Source organism: Streptomyces sp. NPDC056224 (genome assembly GCF_042267665.1).
Classification (GTDB): Bacteria; Actinomycetota; Actinomycetes; order Streptomycetales; family Streptomycetaceae; genus Streptomyces.
On the sequence record NZ_JBHJTK010000007.1, the window covers coordinates 162,296 to 179,661 of the forward strand.

At 72.4% G+C, this 17,366-nt stretch carries 17 protein-coding genes; 3 read left to right on the forward strand and 14 right to left on the reverse strand.

Features of this window, described 5'->3' with window-relative positions; genetic code table 11:
• Positions 1-2 precede the first annotated feature (2 nt).
• The 12 genes from ACFCZ1_RS12735 to hrcA form a co-directional block, all read right to left on the reverse strand.
• Entirely contained in the window at positions 3-356 is a 354-nt protein-coding gene (locus ACFCZ1_RS12735; protein ID WP_376678398.1) for a cytidine deaminase, read from the reverse strand.
• Positions 357-417: 61 nt separating this feature from the next.
• Positions 418-780: an MmcQ/YjbR family DNA-binding protein gene (locus ACFCZ1_RS12740; protein WP_376678399.1), complete on the reverse strand. Its 363-nt coding sequence runs from the start codon at positions 778-780 to the stop codon at positions 418-420.
• Positions 777-2,081, reverse strand: coding sequence for a hemolysin family protein (locus ACFCZ1_RS12745; RefSeq protein ID WP_376678400.1), 1,305 nt, complete (start codon positions 2,079-2,081; stop codon positions 777-779). Before ACFCZ1_RS12745 ends, ACFCZ1_RS12740 begins: the two co-directional genes overlap by 4 nt.
• Entirely contained in the window at positions 2,078-2,575 is a 498-nt protein-coding gene (gene ybeY / locus ACFCZ1_RS12750; protein WP_376678401.1) for an rRNA maturation RNase YbeY, read from the reverse strand. Before ybeY ends, ACFCZ1_RS12745 begins: the two co-directional genes overlap by 4 nt.
• Positions 2,576-2,588: 13 nt before the next feature.
• Positions 2,589-3,632, reverse strand: a complete 1,044-nt coding sequence (locus tag ACFCZ1_RS12755) for a PhoH family protein (protein ID WP_376678402.1) — start codon at positions 3,630-3,632, stop codon at positions 2,589-2,591.
• A 125-nt stretch (positions 3,633-3,757) separates the two neighbouring features.
• Positions 3,758-4,855: a carbohydrate kinase family protein gene (locus ACFCZ1_RS12760; protein ID WP_376678403.1), complete on the reverse strand. Its 1,098-nt coding sequence runs from the start codon at positions 4,853-4,855 to the stop codon at positions 3,758-3,760.
• Between the two features lie 1,168 nt (positions 4,856-6,023).
• Positions 6,024-6,935 carry a ribonuclease Z gene (locus ACFCZ1_RS12765; protein ID WP_376678404.1) on the reverse strand — a complete coding sequence of 304 codons (912 nt, stop codon included), beginning with the start codon at positions 6,933-6,935 and terminating at the stop codon, positions 6,024-6,026.
• 3 nt (positions 6,936-6,938) lie between these two features.
• The gene (locus ACFCZ1_RS12770) at positions 6,939-7,298 is read right to left on the reverse strand and encodes a histidine triad nucleotide-binding protein (protein WP_376678405.1); all 360 of its coding nucleotides are present in this window, start codon (positions 7,296-7,298) and stop codon (positions 6,939-6,941) included.
• A gap of 132 nt (positions 7,299-7,430) precedes the next feature.
• Complete coding sequence (locus ACFCZ1_RS12775; protein ID WP_376678406.1) at positions 7,431-8,174, reverse strand: 16S rRNA (uracil(1498)-N(3))-methyltransferase; 744 nt, start codon at positions 8,172-8,174, stop codon at positions 7,431-7,433.
• Positions 8,171-9,262 (reverse strand): nitronate monooxygenase, encoded by a 1,092-nt coding sequence (locus tag ACFCZ1_RS12780; protein ID WP_376678407.1) that lies wholly within the window; start codon positions 9,260-9,262, stop codon positions 8,171-8,173. The genes ACFCZ1_RS12775 and ACFCZ1_RS12780 overlap by 4 nt, the downstream gene beginning before the upstream one ends.
• A 156-nt stretch (positions 9,263-9,418) precedes the next feature.
• Positions 9,419-10,558 carry a molecular chaperone DnaJ gene (gene dnaJ, locus ACFCZ1_RS12785; protein ID WP_376678408.1) on the reverse strand — a complete coding sequence of 380 codons (1,140 nt, stop codon included), beginning with the start codon at positions 10,556-10,558 and terminating at the stop codon, positions 9,419-9,421.
• On the reverse strand, positions 10,559-11,575 hold the full coding sequence (gene hrcA, locus ACFCZ1_RS12790; RefSeq protein ID WP_376678409.1) for a heat-inducible transcriptional repressor HrcA: 1,017 nt from the start codon (positions 11,573-11,575) through the stop codon (positions 10,559-10,561).
• Positions 11,576-11,721: 146 nt separating this feature from the next.
• On the opposite strand from hrcA, the gene ACFCZ1_RS12795 reads away from it, so the two are divergent.
• The 3 genes from ACFCZ1_RS12795 to ACFCZ1_RS12805 all read left to right on the forward strand — a co-directional run bounded on the left by ACFCZ1_RS12795 (position 11,722) and on the right by ACFCZ1_RS12805 (position 14,000).
• Positions 11,722-12,447 carry an MBL fold metallo-hydrolase gene (locus ACFCZ1_RS12795; protein ID WP_376678410.1) on the forward strand — a complete coding sequence of 242 codons (726 nt, stop codon included), beginning with the start codon at positions 11,722-11,724 and terminating at the stop codon, positions 12,445-12,447.
• Positions 12,448-12,475: 28 nt separating this feature from the next.
• Complete coding sequence (locus ACFCZ1_RS12800) at positions 12,476-13,276, forward strand: DUF3097 domain-containing protein (protein ID WP_376678411.1); 801 nt, start codon at positions 12,476-12,478, stop codon at positions 13,274-13,276.
• A gap of 82 nt (positions 13,277-13,358) precedes the next feature.
• Positions 13,359-14,000: an ADP-ribosyltransferase gene (locus ACFCZ1_RS12805; RefSeq protein WP_376678412.1), complete on the forward strand. Its 642-nt coding sequence runs from the start codon at positions 13,359-13,361 to the stop codon at positions 13,998-14,000.
• Positions 14,001-14,030: 30 nt separating this feature from the next.
• Here the strand turns inward: ACFCZ1_RS12805 and hemW are convergent, their stop codons facing one another.
• On the reverse strand, positions 14,031-15,263 hold the full coding sequence (hemW, locus tag ACFCZ1_RS12810) for a radical SAM family heme chaperone HemW (protein ID WP_376678413.1): 1,233 nt from the start codon (positions 15,261-15,263) through the stop codon (positions 14,031-14,033).
• Between the two features lie 45 nt (positions 15,264-15,308).
• Entirely contained in the window at positions 15,309-17,201 is a 1,893-nt protein-coding gene (locus tag ACFCZ1_RS12815) for an AMP-dependent synthetase/ligase (protein WP_376678414.1), read from the reverse strand.
• Positions 17,202-17,366 lie beyond the last annotated feature (165 nt).

Genomic DNA, 17,366 nt, shown 5'->3' on the forward strand with positions numbered 1-17,366 from the left:
GGTCAGCCCGCCGGGGTCGCCGACTTCAGGGTGCCGTCCGGGGCCGCCAGCAGCACCGGGGTGGCCGGGCCGCCCAGGTCCCGTACGGCGGCGCGGTCGGCCTCGGCGGGGGTGTCGGAGTCGCTGACCACGGCGGCGGCCTCCAGGGACCGGGCCCCGCTCGCCACCGCCATCGCGACCGCGGTCTGCAGCGCGCTCAGCTTCAGGGAGTCGAGCTCCACCGTCCCGGCGACGTAGGTGCGGCCCGTCTCGTCCCGCACCGCCGCCCCCTCGGCCACGCCGTTGCGGGCCCGGGCGCTGCGCGCCAGCGTGATGATCTTGCTGTCCTCGGGGTCGATCCCGGTGCTGTCGGTCATGGTCGAAAGCATAGGGAGCGCCGGGGCGGGGCCGTGCAACGACCCCGCCGCGACCGAGCGGTCACGGCCGGTCGAGCCGCAGCCGTTCCGCCTTCGGCAGACCCGCGACCACCAGGTCGTACGAGTCCTCCACCAGCTCCCGGACCATCTCGTCCGCCAGCGCGTCGGGCCCGCCCGCGGTCACCGTGTTCCAGTGCCGCTTGTTCATGTGATAGCCCGGCACGACCGCCGCGTGCTCCTCGCGCAGGCGCACCGCCAGCTCCGGCTCGCACTTGAGGTTGACCTTCAGCGGCTCGGCGTCCAGCGCCGTGAGCGCGAACACCTTGCCCAGCACCTTGAACACGGAGGTCTCCGGGGTGAAGGGGAACTCCTCCACCGCCGCGTTGAAGCTCAGGCAGAACTCCCGCAGCTGCGCCGGGGTCATTCCCCCTCCTCCCCCGCGGCGTCGGCCGCGGCCACCGGTTCCACCAGCACCGTCACGATCTTGTTCCGCCGCCCGGCCGGGGACTCGGCCGTCAGCCGCAGTGGCCGCCCGTCCGGCAGCTCGACCAGGGCCGAGGCGCCCGCGATCGGCACCCGGCCCAGCGCCTTCGCCAGCAGTCCGCCGACCGTCTCCACGTCCTCGTCGTCGAACGCCTCGACCTTGAACAGCTCACCGAGGTCGGTGATGTCCAGGCGGGCCGTGACCCGGTATCGGTCCTCGCCGAGGTCCTCGACCGGCGGGAGCTCCCGGTCGTACTCGTCGGTGATCTCGCCGACGATCTCCTCCAGGATGTCCTCGATCGTGACGATGCCGGCGGTGCCGCCGTACTCGTCGATGACCACGGCCACGTGGTTGCGCACCTGCTGCATCTCGCGCAGCAGGTCGCCCGCGTTCTTGGTGTCCGGCACGAAGACCGCCGACCGCATGACCGTGGAGACCAGGTCGGACTCCGCCTCCCGGCTGATGTGGGTCTTGCGGACGAGGTCCTTCAGGTAGACGATCCCGACTATGTCGTCCTCGTTCTCCCCGGTCACCGGGATGCGCGAGAAGCCCGACCGCAGCGCGAGGGTGGTCGCCTGACGGATCGTCTTGTACCGCTCGATGCAGATCAGGTCGGTGCGCGGCACCATCACCTCGCGCACCAGGGTGTCGCCGAGCTCGAAGACCTGGTGCACCATCCGGCGCTCGTCGTCCTCGATCAGCGACTCCTTCTCCGCGAGGTCGACCATCGCGCGCAGTTCGGCCTCGGAGGCGAACGGCCCCTTGCGGAAGCCCTTGCCGGGTGTGAGCGCGTTGCCGATGAGGATCAGCAGCTGCGGGATCGGTCCCATCACCCGGGCGAGCGGCACGAGGACGTACGCGGCAGCCGTCGCGGTGTTCAGCGGGTGCTGGCGGCCGATCGTACGCGGGGACACCCCAACGGCGACGAAGGAGACCAGCACCATCACGGCGATGGCCACGAGCAGCGCGGTCCAGTTCTCACCGAATTCGTCGAGGCAGACGTAGGTCACGAGGACCCCCGCCGCCATCTCGCAGGTGACACGGACCAGCAGCGCCACATTGAGGTAGCGGGTGGGGTCGCCGGCCACCTGGGCGAGCTTCGCGCTGCCGCGCCGGCCCTCCCTCACGGCCTGCTCGGCGCGGAAGCTGGAGATGCGGGCGATCCCGGACTCGGCGCACGCAGCGAACCAGGCCACCACCACCAGCAGGACGGCGCCGGTGATCAGTTGGGGGGCGGTCACGAGACGGTCGGCGCCGGGGACGGGCCGGTCATACCGCATTCGGTGCGCCAGCCGTCGACGATGGCCGCCTGGAGGCCGAACATCTCCGCCTTCTCGTCCGGCTCCTCGTGGTCGTAACCGAGCAGGTGCAGCACCCCGTGGACGGTCAGGAGCTGGAGCTCCTCGTCCATGGAGTGCTGCGTCGGGGCTTCCTCGCCCTGCCTCTTGGCGACCTCGGGGCAGAGCACGATGTCACCGAGGAGTCCCTGCGGGGGCTCCTCGTCGTCCTTCGCCGGCGGACGGAGCTCGTCCATCGGGAAGGACATGACGTCGGTGGGTCCGGGCAGGTCCATCCACTGGATGTGGAGCTGCTCCATCGCGTCCTCGTCGATGACGATGACGGAGAGCTCGGACAGCGGGTGGATCCGCATCCGGGTGAGCGCGTAGCGGGCGATGTCGAGGATCGCCCGCTCGTCGACCTCGGTTCCGGACTCGTTGTTGACGTCGATCGACATGGTGCGCTGAGTTCTACTTCCCGTGTTGGCCGTTCCGGCCGTCCTGGCCGTCCTCGTACTTCTCGTACGCGTCGACGATACGGCCGACCAGCTTGTGCCGGACGACATCCTCGGACGTGAGCCGCGAGAAGTGGATGTCCGGAACCCCTTCGAGGATCGACTGCACCTGGCGCAGACCGCTCCTGGTGCCGCCCGGCAGCAGGTCGACCTGGGTGACGTCACCGGTGATGACGATCTTCGAGTCGAAGCCGAGGCGGGTCAGGAACATCTTCATCTGTTCCGGAGTCGTGTTCTGCGCCTCGTCGAGGACGACGAACGCGTCGTTCAGGGTGCGGCCGCGCATGTACGCCAGGGGGGCCACCTCGATGGTCCCGGCGGCCATCAGCCGGGGGATCGAGTCCGGGTCGAGCATGTCGTGCAGGGCGTCGTAGAGCGGACGCAGGTACGGATCGATCTTGTCGAAGAGCGTGCCCGGGAGGAAGCCGAGCCGCTCCCCCGCCTCGACGGCCGGCCGGGTCAGGATGATCCGGCTGACCTGCTTGGACTGCAGCGCCTGCACCGCCTTGGCCATGGCGAGGTAGGTTTTGCCGGTACCGGCGGGGCCGATGCCGAAAACGATCGTGTTCTTGTCGATCGCGTCGACGTACCGCTTCTGGTTGAGGGTCTTGGGCCGGATGGTGCGGCCGCGGTTGGAGAGGATGTTCTGGGTGAGCACCTCGGCGGGCGTCTCCTCCCCTCCCTCCACGCCGCTGCCATTGGCCCGGAGCATGGCGATCGAGCGTTCCACTGCGTCCTCCGTCATCGGCTGCCCGGTGCGGAGCACCAGCATCATCTCGTCGAACAGGCGCTGGATCAGAGCGACTTCCGCCGCCTTCCCGACAGCGCTGACCTGATTGCCCCGCACGTGGATGTCGGCCTCCGGGAAGGCCCTCTCGATCACGCGCAACAGGGCGTCACCCGAGCCGAGCACCGTCACCATCGGGTGCGTGGCCGGAACGGTGAAGTGGGCTCGCGCCTGGCCCGGCGCTGGGATCTGGGCTGTGGGTGTCTGAGTCATGGGCCGGCACTGTGGCCTGCGCATACCTCCCGCTGAGGGGCCGCGCCGATCGACGACCTCCGGACTACCAAGCCTACGTCGCCGCCCGGCCTTCACCGAGGGGTTTTCCCCGCCGGTACGGCCGGCTACGCGGAGTGCCGGAAGCCGATGGTCGGCACCGCCCTGCGCCGCGCCGCCGGGGACGAGCCGGGCGGGACCAGGTCGTCCAGGAAGCCGTACCGGCCGCGCAGCCCGTCCGGGGCGGCCCGCCACCAGTGGGCGACCTCCGGCCAGCCGGGGGCCGACAGGGAGCCGCCGAACTCCTGGACCGACAGCGCCGCCGTCAGCCCGGCGAAGGCCAGCCGGTCCGCCAGCGGCCAGCCCGCGAGCGTGCCGGTGACGAAGCCCGCCACGTACACGTCCCCTGCCCCGGTCGGGTCCAGCGCGTCCACCGCGATCCCCGGGACCGCCGCCGTCTCGCCCGAGCGTCCGTCCACCGCGTACGAGCCCTCCGCGCCCATCGTCACCACGGCGATCGGCACCTTCTCCGCCAGCGCCCGGGCCGCCGCGCGCGGGCAGTCGGTCCGTGTGTACCGCATGGCCTCGCCCGCGTTCGGCAGGAAGGCCTCGCAGTGCTGCAGGTCGGCCAGGGCCCCCAGCTCCCAGCGGCCGCTCTCGTCCCAGCCCACGTCCGCGAAGACCCGCGCGCCGCGCCGCGCCGCCTCGCCGATCCACGCCTCGCCCCGGCCGGGCCCCAGCGAGGCCACGGCCGCGCGGGCCCGCGGCGGGCACTGCGGGAAGGGGGCCGGGCCCGCCGGGGGAGGTGCCTCGTGGCCGTGCGAGACCATCGTGCGCTCGCCCTCGTACGCCATGGAGACGGTGACCGGGCTGTGCCAGCCGGGGATGGTCCGCGACATGGAGAGGTCGATCCCCTCTCCCTGTTCGAGGGCGTCCCAGCAGTACTCCCCGTAGTGGTCGTCGCCGAAGGCCGCGGCGAGCGAGGTGCGCAGACCGAGGCGGGCGAGGGCGGTGGCCATGTTGGCCACGCCGCCGGGGCTGGAGCCCATGCCGCGCGCCCAGGACTCCGTACCGCGCACCGGGGCCGAGTCGAGGCCCGTGAAGATGATGTCGAGGAAGACCGTTCCGGTCAGGAAGACGTCGCAGCCCGGCTCCTGCGGGTCACGCAGCGGACCGAGCGGGTCCACTGCTGCTGCGCGGATGTCGTCGCTGTCCCGACTGGTCACGGTGTACTCCCCGTTGTTCTCGAAGGGTCGTTTCTGCACGCGGGTTTGGGGTGGAAAGCTGCCAGCCCTGCCCGTCCCGGGCGGCCCCGAAACCAAGTGTGGCCCAGATCACTACCCGTGTGGCCTCATCCCCCCGCCGGGCATGCTCGGTGTCCCCGCGGCCGGGGCGGCCGGGGCGGCCCGCGCAGGGACGCGGGCCAGCCCGAGGGCGCGGGCCGGCGCGGGGTCGCGGGGCGACCGGGCGGTGCCGGCCGGCCCTGCGGCCTCCCCGTACGTGGCCTGCGGGCCGGTGACCGGAACCCTGCTCGCCGAGCGCGCGGGCTCCCCCGGCATGGGCCGGGTACCGGCCGCGGCGCGGGTCCGATGGCCGCCGACGCACCGCACGCGCACGGCCGCCCGCCGGCGGTGCCGCGGATCGGGGCGGGGCCCGCACAACGGCGCGGTACCGGGGGCCGGCCCGAGGGCACGGGCCGAAGCGGGGCCGCGGGGCCGCGGGGCTGCGGGGCAGACCGGTGCTGCGGGGCGGACCGGGAACGCGGGACGGCGGGGTGCCGCCGTCCAGCCGGGGACGCAAACCGGCGCGGTGCCAAGACCAGCCGAGGGACGCAGACGGGATAGTGCCATGTGCCAGCGCGGGAGCGCGGGCCGGGACAGCCGCGAGCCAGCCGGGGACGCAGACCGGCACAGCGCCGAGACGAGCCCAGGGGACGCAGACCGGGTGGTGCCATGTGCCAGCGCGGGAGCGCGGGCCGGGACAGCCGCGAGCCAGCCCGGGGCGCAGACCGGCGCGGCGCCAAGACCAGCACGGGGCGCAGACCAGCACGGGGAACGCAGGCCGGGACGGTGCCGCAGGCCCGCGCGGGGGACGTGGGTCGGGGCGGCGGAGTCGGAGGGCGCGGAGGTCTCCGTCCGCCGCCCGCCCCGCCCGGTCCTGCCCACCGCTCCCGCGACCGCATCCAGCCCTGTGACCGGCGGCCGAGATTCCGGTCGATGCCGTCCGTTCGGCACGGCTGGTTGCCCGCAGGGCGAGTCCGGCCCCGTCGGCGCGGGATCCACGGGATCCACGGGGTCCACGACGGCGGCGCCACACCGGACCGGACCGGACCGCACCGCACCGGACCGGGGCGGCCGAACCGCCCGAACCGCCGGGTCCCGGTAGGGAACCGGCTCAGCCCCGCTTGGGCAGCGGCACGCGTACCAGGTCCGCCGCCACCGTCAGGTCGCCCTCGAACCCCGCCTCGCGGGCCTGGCGTTCGAAGGCGGAAGGATCGGTGTACCGCTGCGAGAAGTGCGTCAGCACGAGATGGCGCACGCCCCCGTCCCGCGCCGCCCGCGCCGCCTGCCCGGCCGTGAGGTGCCCGTGGTCGGCGGCCAGCTGCGCGTCCTCGTCGAGGAAGGTCGACTCGATGACCAGCATGTCGCAGCCCTCGGCGAGCGCCTCCACGCCCTCACACAGCCGGGTGTCCATGACGAACGCGAACCGCTGCCCCGGCTTCGGCTCGCTGACCTCCTCCAGCGTGACCCCGTCCAGCCGCCCCTCGCGCTGGATCCGGCCCACGTCGGGCCCCTTGATCCCGTGCCGCGCGAGCAGCTCCGGGACCATGCGGCGCCCGTCGGGTTCGATGATCCGGTAGCCGAAGGACTCCACGGGGTGCGAGAGCCGCCGCGCCTCCAGGACGTACGAGGCCCCGCGCGCCAGCGTCAGCGCCCCTTCCCCGGCCACCGGCTCCTCGTCGATCAGGACGGTCTCCCGGTAGGCCGTGGCGTACCGCAGCCGGTCGAAGAACTTCTGGCCCGAGGCCGGATAGTGCGCGGTGACGGCGTGCGGGACCCGGTCGAGGTTGATCCGCTGGATCACCCCGGCGAGGCCGAGGCTGTGGTCACCGTGGAAGTGGGTGACGCAGATCCGGTTGATGTCGTGTGCGGCGACCCCGGCGCGCAGCATCTGGCGCTGGGTGCCCTCGCCCGGGTCGAAGAGAAAGCCCTCGCCGTCCCAGCGCAGCAGGTAGCCGTTGTGGTTGCGGTGGCGCGTGGGCACCTGGCTGGCGGTGCCCAGCACCACGAACTCGCGTACGGACACGCTCTATCCGGGAGGCCACTGGAGGCCGCGGCCCCCGAGCACGTGCGCGTGCGCGTGGAAGACGGTCTGACCGGCGCCGGCGCCGGTGTTGAACACGACCCGGTAGCCGTGGTCGTCGACCTTCTCCTCGGCGGCGATCCGCCCGGCCTCGCTCAGCACGTCGGCGGCGATGCCCGGCTCGGCCGCGGCCAGGGCGGCGGCGTCGGGGTAGTGGACACGCGGGATGACGAGCACGTGCGTGGGCGCCTGCGGGTTTATGTCCCGGAAGGCGACGGTCGTCTCGGTCTCCCGGACCACGGTCGCCGGGATGGTCCCCGCGACGATCTTGCAGAACAGGCAGTCGGCCTGCGGTTCCCCGGCCATCGCTTCGCCTCCGTGTCGTTGATCGCTCCGGGCATCGTATCCCCGGAGCGATCGGGGCGAACCGTTAGGTCCGGTCGTCAAAGTGGCGCCCGGACCGCGGCGGCCGGCGCCACTTCGACGCCCGGACGCCCCCTAGCCCCAGCGTCCCGTGCGGGCCAACAGGACCGCCGTCGCGGCCGTTCCGGCCGTGGAGGTCCGCAGGACGGAGCGGCCCAGCCGGTGGGGACGGGCTCCCGCCTCGGCGAAGACGGCCAGCTCCTCCGGGGAGACCCCGCCCTCGGGGCCGACGACCAGCACGATCGACCCGGCCACGGGGAGCTCGGCCGCGGCCAGCGCCTCGGAAGGGGTGTCGCGGTCCTCGTGGAGGACCATCGCCAGATCGGCTCCGGCCAGCAGCGCCGCCACCTGCTTGGTGGACATGGCCTCGGACACCTCCGGGAAGCGGACCCGGCGGGACTGCTTGCCCGCCTCCCGGGCCGTGGCCCGCCACTTCGCCAGGGATTTGGCCCCGCGGTCGCCGCGCCACTGCGTGATGCAGCGCGAGGCCTGCCACGGCACGATCGCGTCCACGCCCGTCTCGGTCATGGTCTCCACGGCCAGCTCGCCGCGGTCCCCCTTGGGCAGGGCCTGGACCACCGTGATGCGGACCGCCGGCTCGGCTTCCAGCCCGGCCGAGGACACCGCGAGGACCAGGCGGTCCTTGCCCTCCGCGGCCTTCACGACCGTCTCCGCCCAGCCGCCCCGGCCGTCCGTGAGGACCACCGCCTCGCCCGGGTTCAGCCGCTTCACGGACACCGCGTGCCGGCCTTCGGGGCCGTCCAGGACGAACTCCGTTCCCGACGGGACCTCTTCGACCACGAACACCGGGGCGGTCATGACGCACTCCTCTTCTGTCTTGCCTTCAACGTGCTCTGCGCCTCGGCCAGTTCGGCCGCCAGCACCTCCACCAGCTCGCCGGCCGGCAGCGTCCGCGCCAGCCGGTGCCCCTGGCCCGCCCACAGGGCCATGCCCTGCGGGTCCCCGGCCGCGGCGGCCGCCTTGCGCAGCCCCGAGGTCAGCTGGTGGACCTGCGGATAGGCGGCGGGGGCGTACGGTCCGTGTTCGCGCATGAACCGGTTCACGAGCCCTCTGGCCGGCCGCCCCGAGAAGGCCCGGGTCAGCTCGGTCCTGACGAACAGCGGGTCGGTCAGCGCCTTCTTGTGCAACGGGTCCGCCCCCGACTCCGGACAGGCCAGGAAGGCCGTCCCGAGCTGGGCCGCCTCCGCGCCCGCCGCCAGCAGCGCGGCGATCTGCGAGCCCCGCATCAGGCCACCCGCCGCGATGATCGGGAGGGCCACGGCCTCCCGCACCTGCGCCACCAGGGCGAGCAGGCCCACCGCCGCCGTGCCGTCGGCCTCCGGGTCGTCCCAGTGGGTTCCCTGGTGGCCGCCGGCCTCCACCCCCTGCACGCAGACGGCGTCGGCTCCGGCCTCCTGCGCGGCGCGGGCCTCCTCGACCGAGGTCGCGGTGACGACGGTGTACGTACGGGCCTTGCGCAGGGAGGCGAGGACCTCCGGGGCGGGGCAGCCGAAGGTGAAGGAGACGACCGGAACGGGGTCCTCGCGCAGAATGGCGAGCTTCGCCTCGTAGCCGTCGTCGCAGGTGCCGATGATGTCCTCGTCGGCGAGCGAGATCTCGTACCAGCTCGCCTCACCGGCCAGCTGCCCGCGGTACGTCTCGACGGCGGCCGGATCCACGTAACCGGTCTGCGGCATGAAGAGGTTCACTCCGAACGGGCGCCGGGTGAGCGCGCGTACCTGCTTGATCTCCTGGTACATGCCGTCGGCGGTCTTGTACCCACCGGCCAGGAAGCCCAGCCCGCCCGCCTCGCACACGGCTGCGACGAGCGGCGGACAGGAGGCGCCGCCCGCCATGGGTGCCTGCACGATCGGGTACGGGGAGAGACCGTTCGGTGCGGTGGACATGGACTGCATCGTGCCACGTCCCGCTCAGGGGGCCGAATCACCGCATTCGGCTGGCATAGTCCGCTTCCCGGCGTGGCCGGGAAGCGGACTCGCGGGAATGCGGCGAGCCCGGCCGGGGGCGTCCCCGGGCCGGGCTCGTCGACGAGGTCATGACGGTCAGCGGCCGTTGAAGGCGTCCTTCAGCCGGCTGAACAGACCCTGCTGCCCCGGCGCGAACTGACCGGTCGGCCGCTCCTCGCCGCGCAGCTTCGCCAGCTGACGCAGCAGGTCCTCCTGCTGCGGGTCCAGCTTGCTCGGGGTGGTGACCTCGACGTGCACGATCAGGTCGCCGCGCCCGCCACCGCGCAGGTGGGTGACACCACGCCCGTGCAGCGGGATCGCCTGGCCGGACTGGGTGCCGGGCCGGATGTCGATCTCCTCCAGGCCGTCCAGCGTCTCCAGCGGGCACTTGGTGCCCAGCGCGGCCGCCGTCATCGGGATGGTGACCGTGCAGTGCAGGTCGTCCCCGCGCCGCTGGAAGGTCGGGTGCGGCAGCTCGTGGATCTCCACGTACAGGTCGCCGGCGGGGCCGCCGCCGGGGCCGACCTCGCCCTCGCCCGCGAGCTGGATGCGGGTGCCGTTCTCGACGCCCGCCGGGATCTTGACCGTGAGGCTGCGGCGGGAGCGGACCCGGCCGTCGCCCGCGCACTCGGGACACGGGGTCGGGACCACGGTGCCGAAGCCCTGGCACTGCGGGCAGGGGCGCGAGGTCATGACCTGGCCCAGGAAGGACCGGGTGACCTGCGAGACCTCGCCGCGGCCGCGGCACATGTCACACGTCTGCGCGGAGGTGCCGGGAGCGGCGCCCTCGCCGGAGCAGGTGGTGCAGACGACGGCCGTGTCGACCTGGATGTCCTTGGTGGTCCCGAAGGCCGCCTCGTCCAGCTCCAGGTCCAGGCGGATCATGGCGTCCTGGCCGCGACGGGTCCGCGAGCGCGGGCCGCGCTGCGAGGCCTGGCCGAAGAAGGCGTCCATGATGTCGGAGAAGTTGCCGAAGCCGCCCGCCCCGAATCCGCCCGCGCCACCGCCGCCGCCCGAGGAGGACAGCGGGTCGCCGCCGAGGTCGTAGGTCTGCTTCTTCTGCGGGTCCGAGAGCACCTCGTACGCCGCGTTGATCTCCTTGAAGCGCTCCTGCGTCTTCGGGTCCGGATTCACATCCGGGTGGAGTTCACGCGCGAGGCGCCGGAAGGCCTTCTTGATCTCGTCCTGCGATGCGTCGCGGCGCACGCCGAGAACGGCGTAGTAGTCCGTGGCCACTTACGACTCCGCCAGGATCTGTCCGACGTAACGTGCCACTGCGCGTACCGCTCCCATCGTTCCGGGGTAGTCCATGCGGGTCGGTCCGACCACGCCGAGTTTGGCGACTGTTTCGCCGCCCGAACCGTAACCGACCGAGACGACGGACGTGGAGTTCAGTCCCTCGTAGGCATTCTCATGCCCGATCCGTACGGCCATTCCCGACTCATTGGCCTCGCCCAGCAGCTTGAGGAGCACGACCTGCTCCTCCAGCGCTTCGAGCACCGGCCTGATCGTCAGGGGAAAATCGTGTCCGAAGCGGGTGAGATTGGCGGTACCGCCGATCATCAGCCGCTCCTCGGCTTCCTCGACCAGGGTTTCGAGGAGCGTCGCGAGCACGGTGGAGACCGTGCCGCGGTCCTCGGCCTCGAAGGATTCGGGGAGGTCCTGGACGAGCGGGGGTACGTCGGTGAACCGGCGGCCGACGACCCTGCTGTTGAGGCGGGCCCGCAGATCGGCGAGCGAGGTCTCGCCGAAGGGGGCCGCGCAGTCGATGAGCCGCTGCTCGACGCGGCCCGTGTCGGTGATCAGCACGAGCATCAGCCGGGCCGGGGCCAGCGACAGCAGCTCGACGTGGCGCACGGTGGAGCGCGTCAGCGAGGGGTACTGGACGACCGCGACCTGGCGGGTGAGCTGCGCGAGCAGCCGCACCGTCCGGCCGACCACGTCGTCGAGGTCGACGGCGCCGTCGAGGAAGTTCTGGATGGCCCGGCGCTCGGGCGACGACAGCGGCTTGACGCCCGCCAGCTTGTCGACGAAGAGCCGGTACCCCTTGTCGGTGGGGATCCGGCCCGCGCTGGTGTGGGGCTGGGCGATGTAGCCCTCGTCCTCCAGCACGGCCATGTCGTTGCGCACGGTGGCGGGCGAGACGCCGAGCCGGTGCCGCTCGGTGAGCGCCTTGGAGCCGACCGGCTCCTCCGTCCCGACGTAGTCCTGGACGATGGCGCGCAGCACTTCGAGTCTGCGTTCGCTGAGCATCGCGCACACCTCCAGCTGTGTCCGTTGCCTTGTTCGCTGCCTGTTGACTGGCACTCTGATCGTTCGAGTGCCAGAGATCCCCCGCTCAGTGTACGGCCGGGTAGTAAGACCCTGGCAAGGGAGGCCCGCCAGGGTAGCGTCGCGGCATGGACGTGCAATGGGAAGAGGCGGGCTGGGAGCGGCTGACCGGGCGGACCGGCCGGCGCCGGCTTCCGGTGTGGGACTGCACGGTGGGACTGGTGGTGGGGGACGATTCCGTCCTCCTCGTCGACCCGGGTTCGTGTCTGCGGGAGGGCACCCTGCTGCGGGCCGAGGCGGAGCGGCTGACCGGCCGGCACGTGACTCATCTCGCATTCACGCACGGTCATTTCGATCACGTGCTGGGCGGGGCGGCCTTCGCCGGGGCCGAGGCGTTCGGGGCGGTCGGGCTGGACGCGCTGCTCGCCACGGGCCGCGAGGAGCTGCGCGAGTCCGCCGTACGGCACGGACTGGCGCGGGCGGAGGCGGCGGAGGCCGTGGAGCAGCTGGTGCTGCCGCGGCACCCGGTGTCGGGCGAGTGGACGCTGGAGCTGGGCGGGGTGCAGGTGCTGCTGGCGAACGTGGGGCCCGGGCACAGCCGCCACGACCTGGCCGTCTTCGTCCCCGGCGAACGCGAGACGGTCTTCTGCGGGGACCTGGTCGAGGAGTCGGGCGAACCGCAGGCCGGCCATGACGCGGTGCCGGCGCAGTGGCCGGCGGCCATGGACCGGCTGCTGTCGCTGGGCGGGGACGACGCGCTGTACGTGCCCGGTCACGGAGCGGTGGTCTCCGCGGACTTCGTCCGTGCGCAACGCGCCACACTGGCCGCCCGTTTCGGCGTGTCGGAGGCATGACGGCCGCGGCTCTCCTACTGTCGGCCGGATGCGCGAGTACTCCCCCGACCTGACCCCGCAGTGGAAGCGCCCCAGGACCGTGCCGGAGGTGGCGGCGGAACCCGATCTGGTGGTCGAGGTGGCCGGTACGGATTTCTGCGGCGCCGTGGTGTCCTGCGAGGCGGGCACGGTGACCCTGGAGGACCGGTTCGGCAAGCGGCGGGTGTTCCCGATGGAGCCGGGCGGGTTCCTGCTGGACGGGGCGGTCGTCACCCTGGTCCGCCCGTCCCGCGCCCCGGCCGCCCCGGCCCGCACCGCGTCCGGGTCGATCGCCGTCCCCGGTGCCCGGGCACGGGTGGCGCGGGCGGGCCGGATCTACGTCGAGGGCCGGCACGACGCGGAGCTGGTGGAGCGGGTCTGGGGTGACGACCTGCGGATCGAGGGCGTGGTCGTGGAGTACCTGGAGGGCGTGGACGACCTCCCGGCCGTCGTGGCGGAGTTCGGCCCGGCCCCGGACGCCCGGCTGGGGGTCCTGGTGGACCACCTGGTGCCGGGGTCGAAGGAGTCCCGTATCGCGGCGTCGGTGACCTCGCCGGACGTGCTGGTCGTGGGCCACCCGTACGTGGACGTGTGGCAGGCGGTGAAGCCGTCCGCGCTGGGCATCGCCGCGTGGCCGGTCGTTCCCCGGGGCCAGGACTGGAAGACGGGCATCTGCCGGTCACTGGGCTGGCCGGAGAACACCGGGGCCGCCTGGCAGCACATCCTGTCCAAGGTGACCTCGTACCGCGACCTGGAGCCGGCTCTCCTGGGCCGCGTGGAGGAACTGATCGACTTCGTGACGGCCCCGTAGCCCCGTCACCCGTGCGGCGGACACGCTCACCTTCGGGTGACGGTGCGTAGCCGGCCGCGGCGGGCACGCGAGGGTGCCGTTCGTGATCACCTCTGCTCTGCGGCAGCGCGTCGTGCTCATCGCGACCGTGCTCGCCGCCGCCCTCCTGCCGGCCGCTTCCGTCTCAGCCTCGGCCGCCTCGGCCACCACGCGCACCACGCGCGCCGCGCACGCCGCTCCGGCGAACTCGTGCCCGCGGGTGGACGACCACCTCTTCGCCGCCGCGGACCAGCGGGCCGACCTGTCCCGCATCACCCCGGCCCCGTCCTGGCGCACCGACTGCAAGCAGCTCTACCGCGCGGACGGCCGCCCGCCGTCGATCGTGTTCGCGGAGGGCTTCCACCCCAGGGCCACGGTGGACGGCCAGTACGACATCGAGCAGTACGTCCTGGTCAACCAGCCGTCCCCGTACGTGTCGACGACCTACGACCACGACCTGTACAAGACGTGGTGGAAGAGCGGCTGGAACTACTACATCGACGCCCCCGGCGGGGTGGACGTGAACCAGACCATCGGCGATACCCACAAGTGGGCCTCCCAGGCCGAGGTCGCCTTCCCCGGCGGCATCGAGCGCTCGTTCATCGTCGGGGTCTGCCCGGTCGACAAGGCGGCCAAGACCGAGATCATGAACGAGTGCCGTGACAACCCGTACTACCGGCCCTGGCGGGAGAACCACCCGGGCTGACAAGCCGCCCCGGCTCGCGCGGTGGTTCCGTCAGTCCACCAGGTCCCGGACCACCGCGTCGGCCAGCAGCCGCCCGCGCAGGGTCAGCACGGCCCGGCCGGCCTCGTACGGACCCGGGTCCAGCAGGCCGTCCGCCAGGGCGCGGCGGGACGCCGCCAGCCCGGCCGGCGCGAGCAGCGAGAGCGGCACGCCCTCGACCAGGCGCAGCTCCAGCAGGATCCGCTCCACCCGCCGGTCCTCCTCGGACAGCAGCTCGCGGCCCGCGCCCGGGGAGCGGCCCCCGGCCAGCGCCGCCGCGTAGGCGCCGGGGTGCTTGACGTTCCACCACCGGACCCCGCCGACGTGCGAGTGGGCGCCGGGTCCCGCACCCCACCAGTCGGCGCCGCGCCAGTACAGCTCGTTGTGCAGGCACCGGCCGGCCTCGGTCGTGGCCCAGTTCGAGACCTCGTACCAGGAGTACCCCGCCTCGGCCATCACCGCGTCCGCGATCAGGTACCGGTCCGCGTGGACGTCGTCGTCCGTCATCGGGACCTCGCCACGACGGATCCGCCGCGCCAGCTGGGTGCCTTCCTCGACGATCAGCGCGTACGCCGAGATGTGGTCCGGCCCGGCCCCCAGCGCGGCGGAGAGCGACGCCCGCCAGTCCTCGTCGGACTCCCCGGGGGTGCCGTAGATCAGGTCGAGGTTGACGTGCTCGAAGCCCGCCGCCCGCGCCTCGGCGACGCAGGCCTCGGGACGGCCAGGGGTGTGCGTGCGGTCCAGGACCTTCAGGACGTGCTGCCTGGCGCTCTGCATGCCGAAGGAGATCCGGTTGAAGCCGCCGGCCCGCAGCTCGGCCAGGTACTGCGGGTTCACCGATTCCGGATTGGCCTCGGTGGTGATCTCCGCGTCCTCGGCCAGACCGAACTCGTCCCGGATCGCCGCGAGCATCCGTACGAGGTCCCCCGCGGGCAGCAGCGTCGGGGTGCCGCCGCCCACGAAGACGGTGCGCACGGCCCGGGGGTCGTCGCCCAGCACCTTGCGGGCGAGGCGGACCTCGTCGATCAGGGTGTCGGCGTAGTTCTCCCGGGAGGCGAGCACGCCGCCGGTACCCCGCAGCTCGGTGGCCGTGTAGGTGTTGAAGTCGCAGTACCCGCAGCGCGTGGCGCAGTACGGAACGTGCAGGTAGAAGCCGAGCGGCCGCTCGCCGGCGCCCGCCAGGGCGTGCGACGGCAGCGAGCCGTCTTCGGGCATGGGTTCACCGTCGGGCAGTGCGGAAGGCATGCGCCCATTGTCCCGCACTGCCCCAAGGTCGTTTCACGCCTCGGGCTACGCCTCGCGCGCGCCCTCGTACATCTCGTCGATCAGGTGCTTGAACTCGCGCTCGACGACCGGGCGCTTCAGCTTGAGGCTGGGCGTCAGGTCACCGTGCTCGACGTCGAGGTCGCGCGGCAGCAGCCGGAACTTCTTGACCGTCTGCCACTTCTGCAGGCCCTCGTTCAGGGTCTGGACGTACGTCTCGATCAGCCGGGTCGTCTCCGGCGCGGCCAGCACCTGGGAGTACGTCTTGCCCTCCAGCCCGTTCTCGGCCGCCCACGTGAGGATGGACGGCTCGTCGAGCGCGATCAGAGCGGTGCAGAAGTTCCGGTCGGCGCCGTGCACGACGATGGTCGACACGTACGGGCAGATCGCCTTGAACTGGCCCTCGACCTCCGCGGGGGCGACGTACTTGCCGTTCGAGGTCTTGATCAGGTCCTTCTTGCGGTCCGTGATGCGCAGGTAGCCGTCGGGCGAGAGCTCGCCGATGTCTCCCGTGTGCAGCCAGCCGTCGGACTCCAGGACCTCGTCGGTCTTCTCCGGCTGCTGGTGGTAGCCCTGCATGATGCCGGGACCGCGCAGCAGCACCTCGCCGTCGTCGGCGATGCGGACCTCGGTGCCGGGGAGCGGCTTGCCGACGGTGCCGGTGCGGTAGGCCTCGCCCGGGTTGACGAAGGAGGCCGCGCTCGACTCGGTGAGGCCGTAGCCCTCCAGGATGTGGATGCCGGCGCCGGAGAAGAAGTAGCCGATGTCGGGCGCCAGGGCGGAGGCGCCGGAGATGGCGGCGCGCAGCTTGCCGCCGAAGGCGTCGCGGAGCTTGGAGTAGACGAGCGCGTCGGCGATCTTGTGCTTGGTGGTGAGGCCGAAGGGGGCGGTCGCCCGGCCGGTGCGCCGGAAGTTGTCCTGGGTGACCTTGGCGTACTCCCGGGCGACGCCGACCGACCACTTGAAGATCTTGTACTTGGCTCCGCCGCCGGCCCGCGCCTTGGCGGCCACGCCGTTGTAGACCTTCTCGAAGATGCGCGGGACGGCCGCCATGTACGTCGGCTGCACGATCGGCAGGTTTTCGATGATCTTGTCGATCCGGCCGTCGACGGCGGTCACGTGCCCGACCTCGATCTGGCCGGAGGTCAGCACCTTGCCGAAGACGTGGGCCAGCGGCAGCCACAGGTACTGGACGTCGTCCGAGTTGATCATGCCGGTGGCGACGGTGGCCTTGGCCATGTACGACCAGTTGTCGTGCGGCAGCCGGACGCCCTTGGGGCGGCCGGTGGTGCCGGAGGTGTAGATGAGGGTGGCGAGCTGGTCGGCGGTGATGGCCGAGATCCGCTCCTTGACCGCCTCGGGGTGCTTGGCGAGGTACTCCTTGCCACGCGCCTCCAGATCGGCGAGCGAGAGCACCCAGCCCTCGGGGTCCCCGTCGGCGGCGACCGCGTCGGCGGCCTCCACGACGACCACGTGGGCGAGTTTCGGCAGGTCGGCGCGGCGCTCGCGCGCCTTCGCCAGCTGCTTCGCGTCCTCGGCGATGAGCACCCGGCTCTCGGAGTCCGAGAGGATGAACGCCGACTCCTCCGCGTTGGTGCTGGGGTAGATCGTGGTGACCGCGCCACCGGCGCACATCACGCCGAGGTCGGCGAGGATCCACTCGACCCGGGTGTTGGAGGCGAGCGCGACGCGCTCCTCCGAGCCCAGGCCCAGGTCGATCAGCCCGGCGGCGATGGCGAAGACCCGCTCGGCCGCCTGGCCCCAGCTGAGCGACTTCCATTCGTCGGGGCCGCCGGTTCCGTCGGCCGCCGGTACCGGGTACCGATAGGCCTCTCCGTCCGGCGTGGCCGAGACACGCTCAAGGAAGAGGGCCGCCACGGTGGGCGGGCGGTTCTCGATCAAGGTCTGTGTGTCGCTCACGGACGTCCTCCGGACCACGCGGCAGGGCCTGTCATTCAGGGCGGTGACTCAGGGCTTGTAACTGGCGAGTAACCATCGAGCAGTGATCAGACTAGGGGCCCTCCGCCTGGTGCGTAAGAGCCTCCGAGCGGCCGATTCATAACGAAACAGGCCCCCGCACATCCG

Coding starts and splice junctions, on each gene's coding strand:
- hemW (WP_376678413.1), bottom strand. CDS start 15,263: ATGCCTTCCGCACTGCCCGACGGTGAACCCATGCCCGAAGACGGCTCG.
- ACFCZ1_RS12775 (WP_376678406.1), bottom strand. CDS start 8,174: ATGACCGCCCCGGTGTTCGTGGTCGAAGAGGTCCCGTCGGGAACGGAG.
- ACFCZ1_RS12735 (WP_376678398.1), bottom strand. CDS start 356: ATGACCGACAGCACCGGGATCGACCCCGAGGACAGCAAGATCATCACG.
- ACFCZ1_RS12755 (WP_376678402.1), bottom strand. CDS start 3,632: ATGACTCAGACACCCACAGCCCAGATCCCAGCGCCGGGCCAGGCGCGA.
- hrcA (WP_376678409.1), bottom strand. CDS start 11,575: ATGCTCAGCGAACGCAGACTCGAAGTGCTGCGCGCCATCGTCCAGGAC.
- ybeY (WP_376678401.1), bottom strand. CDS start 2,575: ATGTCGATCGACGTCAACAACGAGTCCGGAACCGAGGTCGACGAGCGG.
- ACFCZ1_RS12740 (WP_376678399.1), bottom strand. CDS start 780: ATGACCCCGGCGCAGCTGCGGGAGTTCTGCCTGAGCTTCAACGCGGCG.
- ACFCZ1_RS12780 (WP_376678407.1), bottom strand. CDS start 9,262: ATGTCCACCGCACCGAACGGTCTCTCCCCGTACCCGATCGTGCAGGCA.
- ACFCZ1_RS12770 (WP_376678405.1), bottom strand. CDS start 7,298: ATGGCCGGGGAACCGCAGGCCGACTGCCTGTTCTGCAAGATCGTCGCG.
- ACFCZ1_RS12800 (WP_376678411.1), top strand. CDS start 12,476: ATGCGCGAGTACTCCCCCGACCTGACCCCGCAGTGGAAGCGCCCCAGG.
- ACFCZ1_RS12795 (WP_376678410.1), top strand. CDS start 11,722: ATGGACGTGCAATGGGAAGAGGCGGGCTGGGAGCGGCTGACCGGGCGG.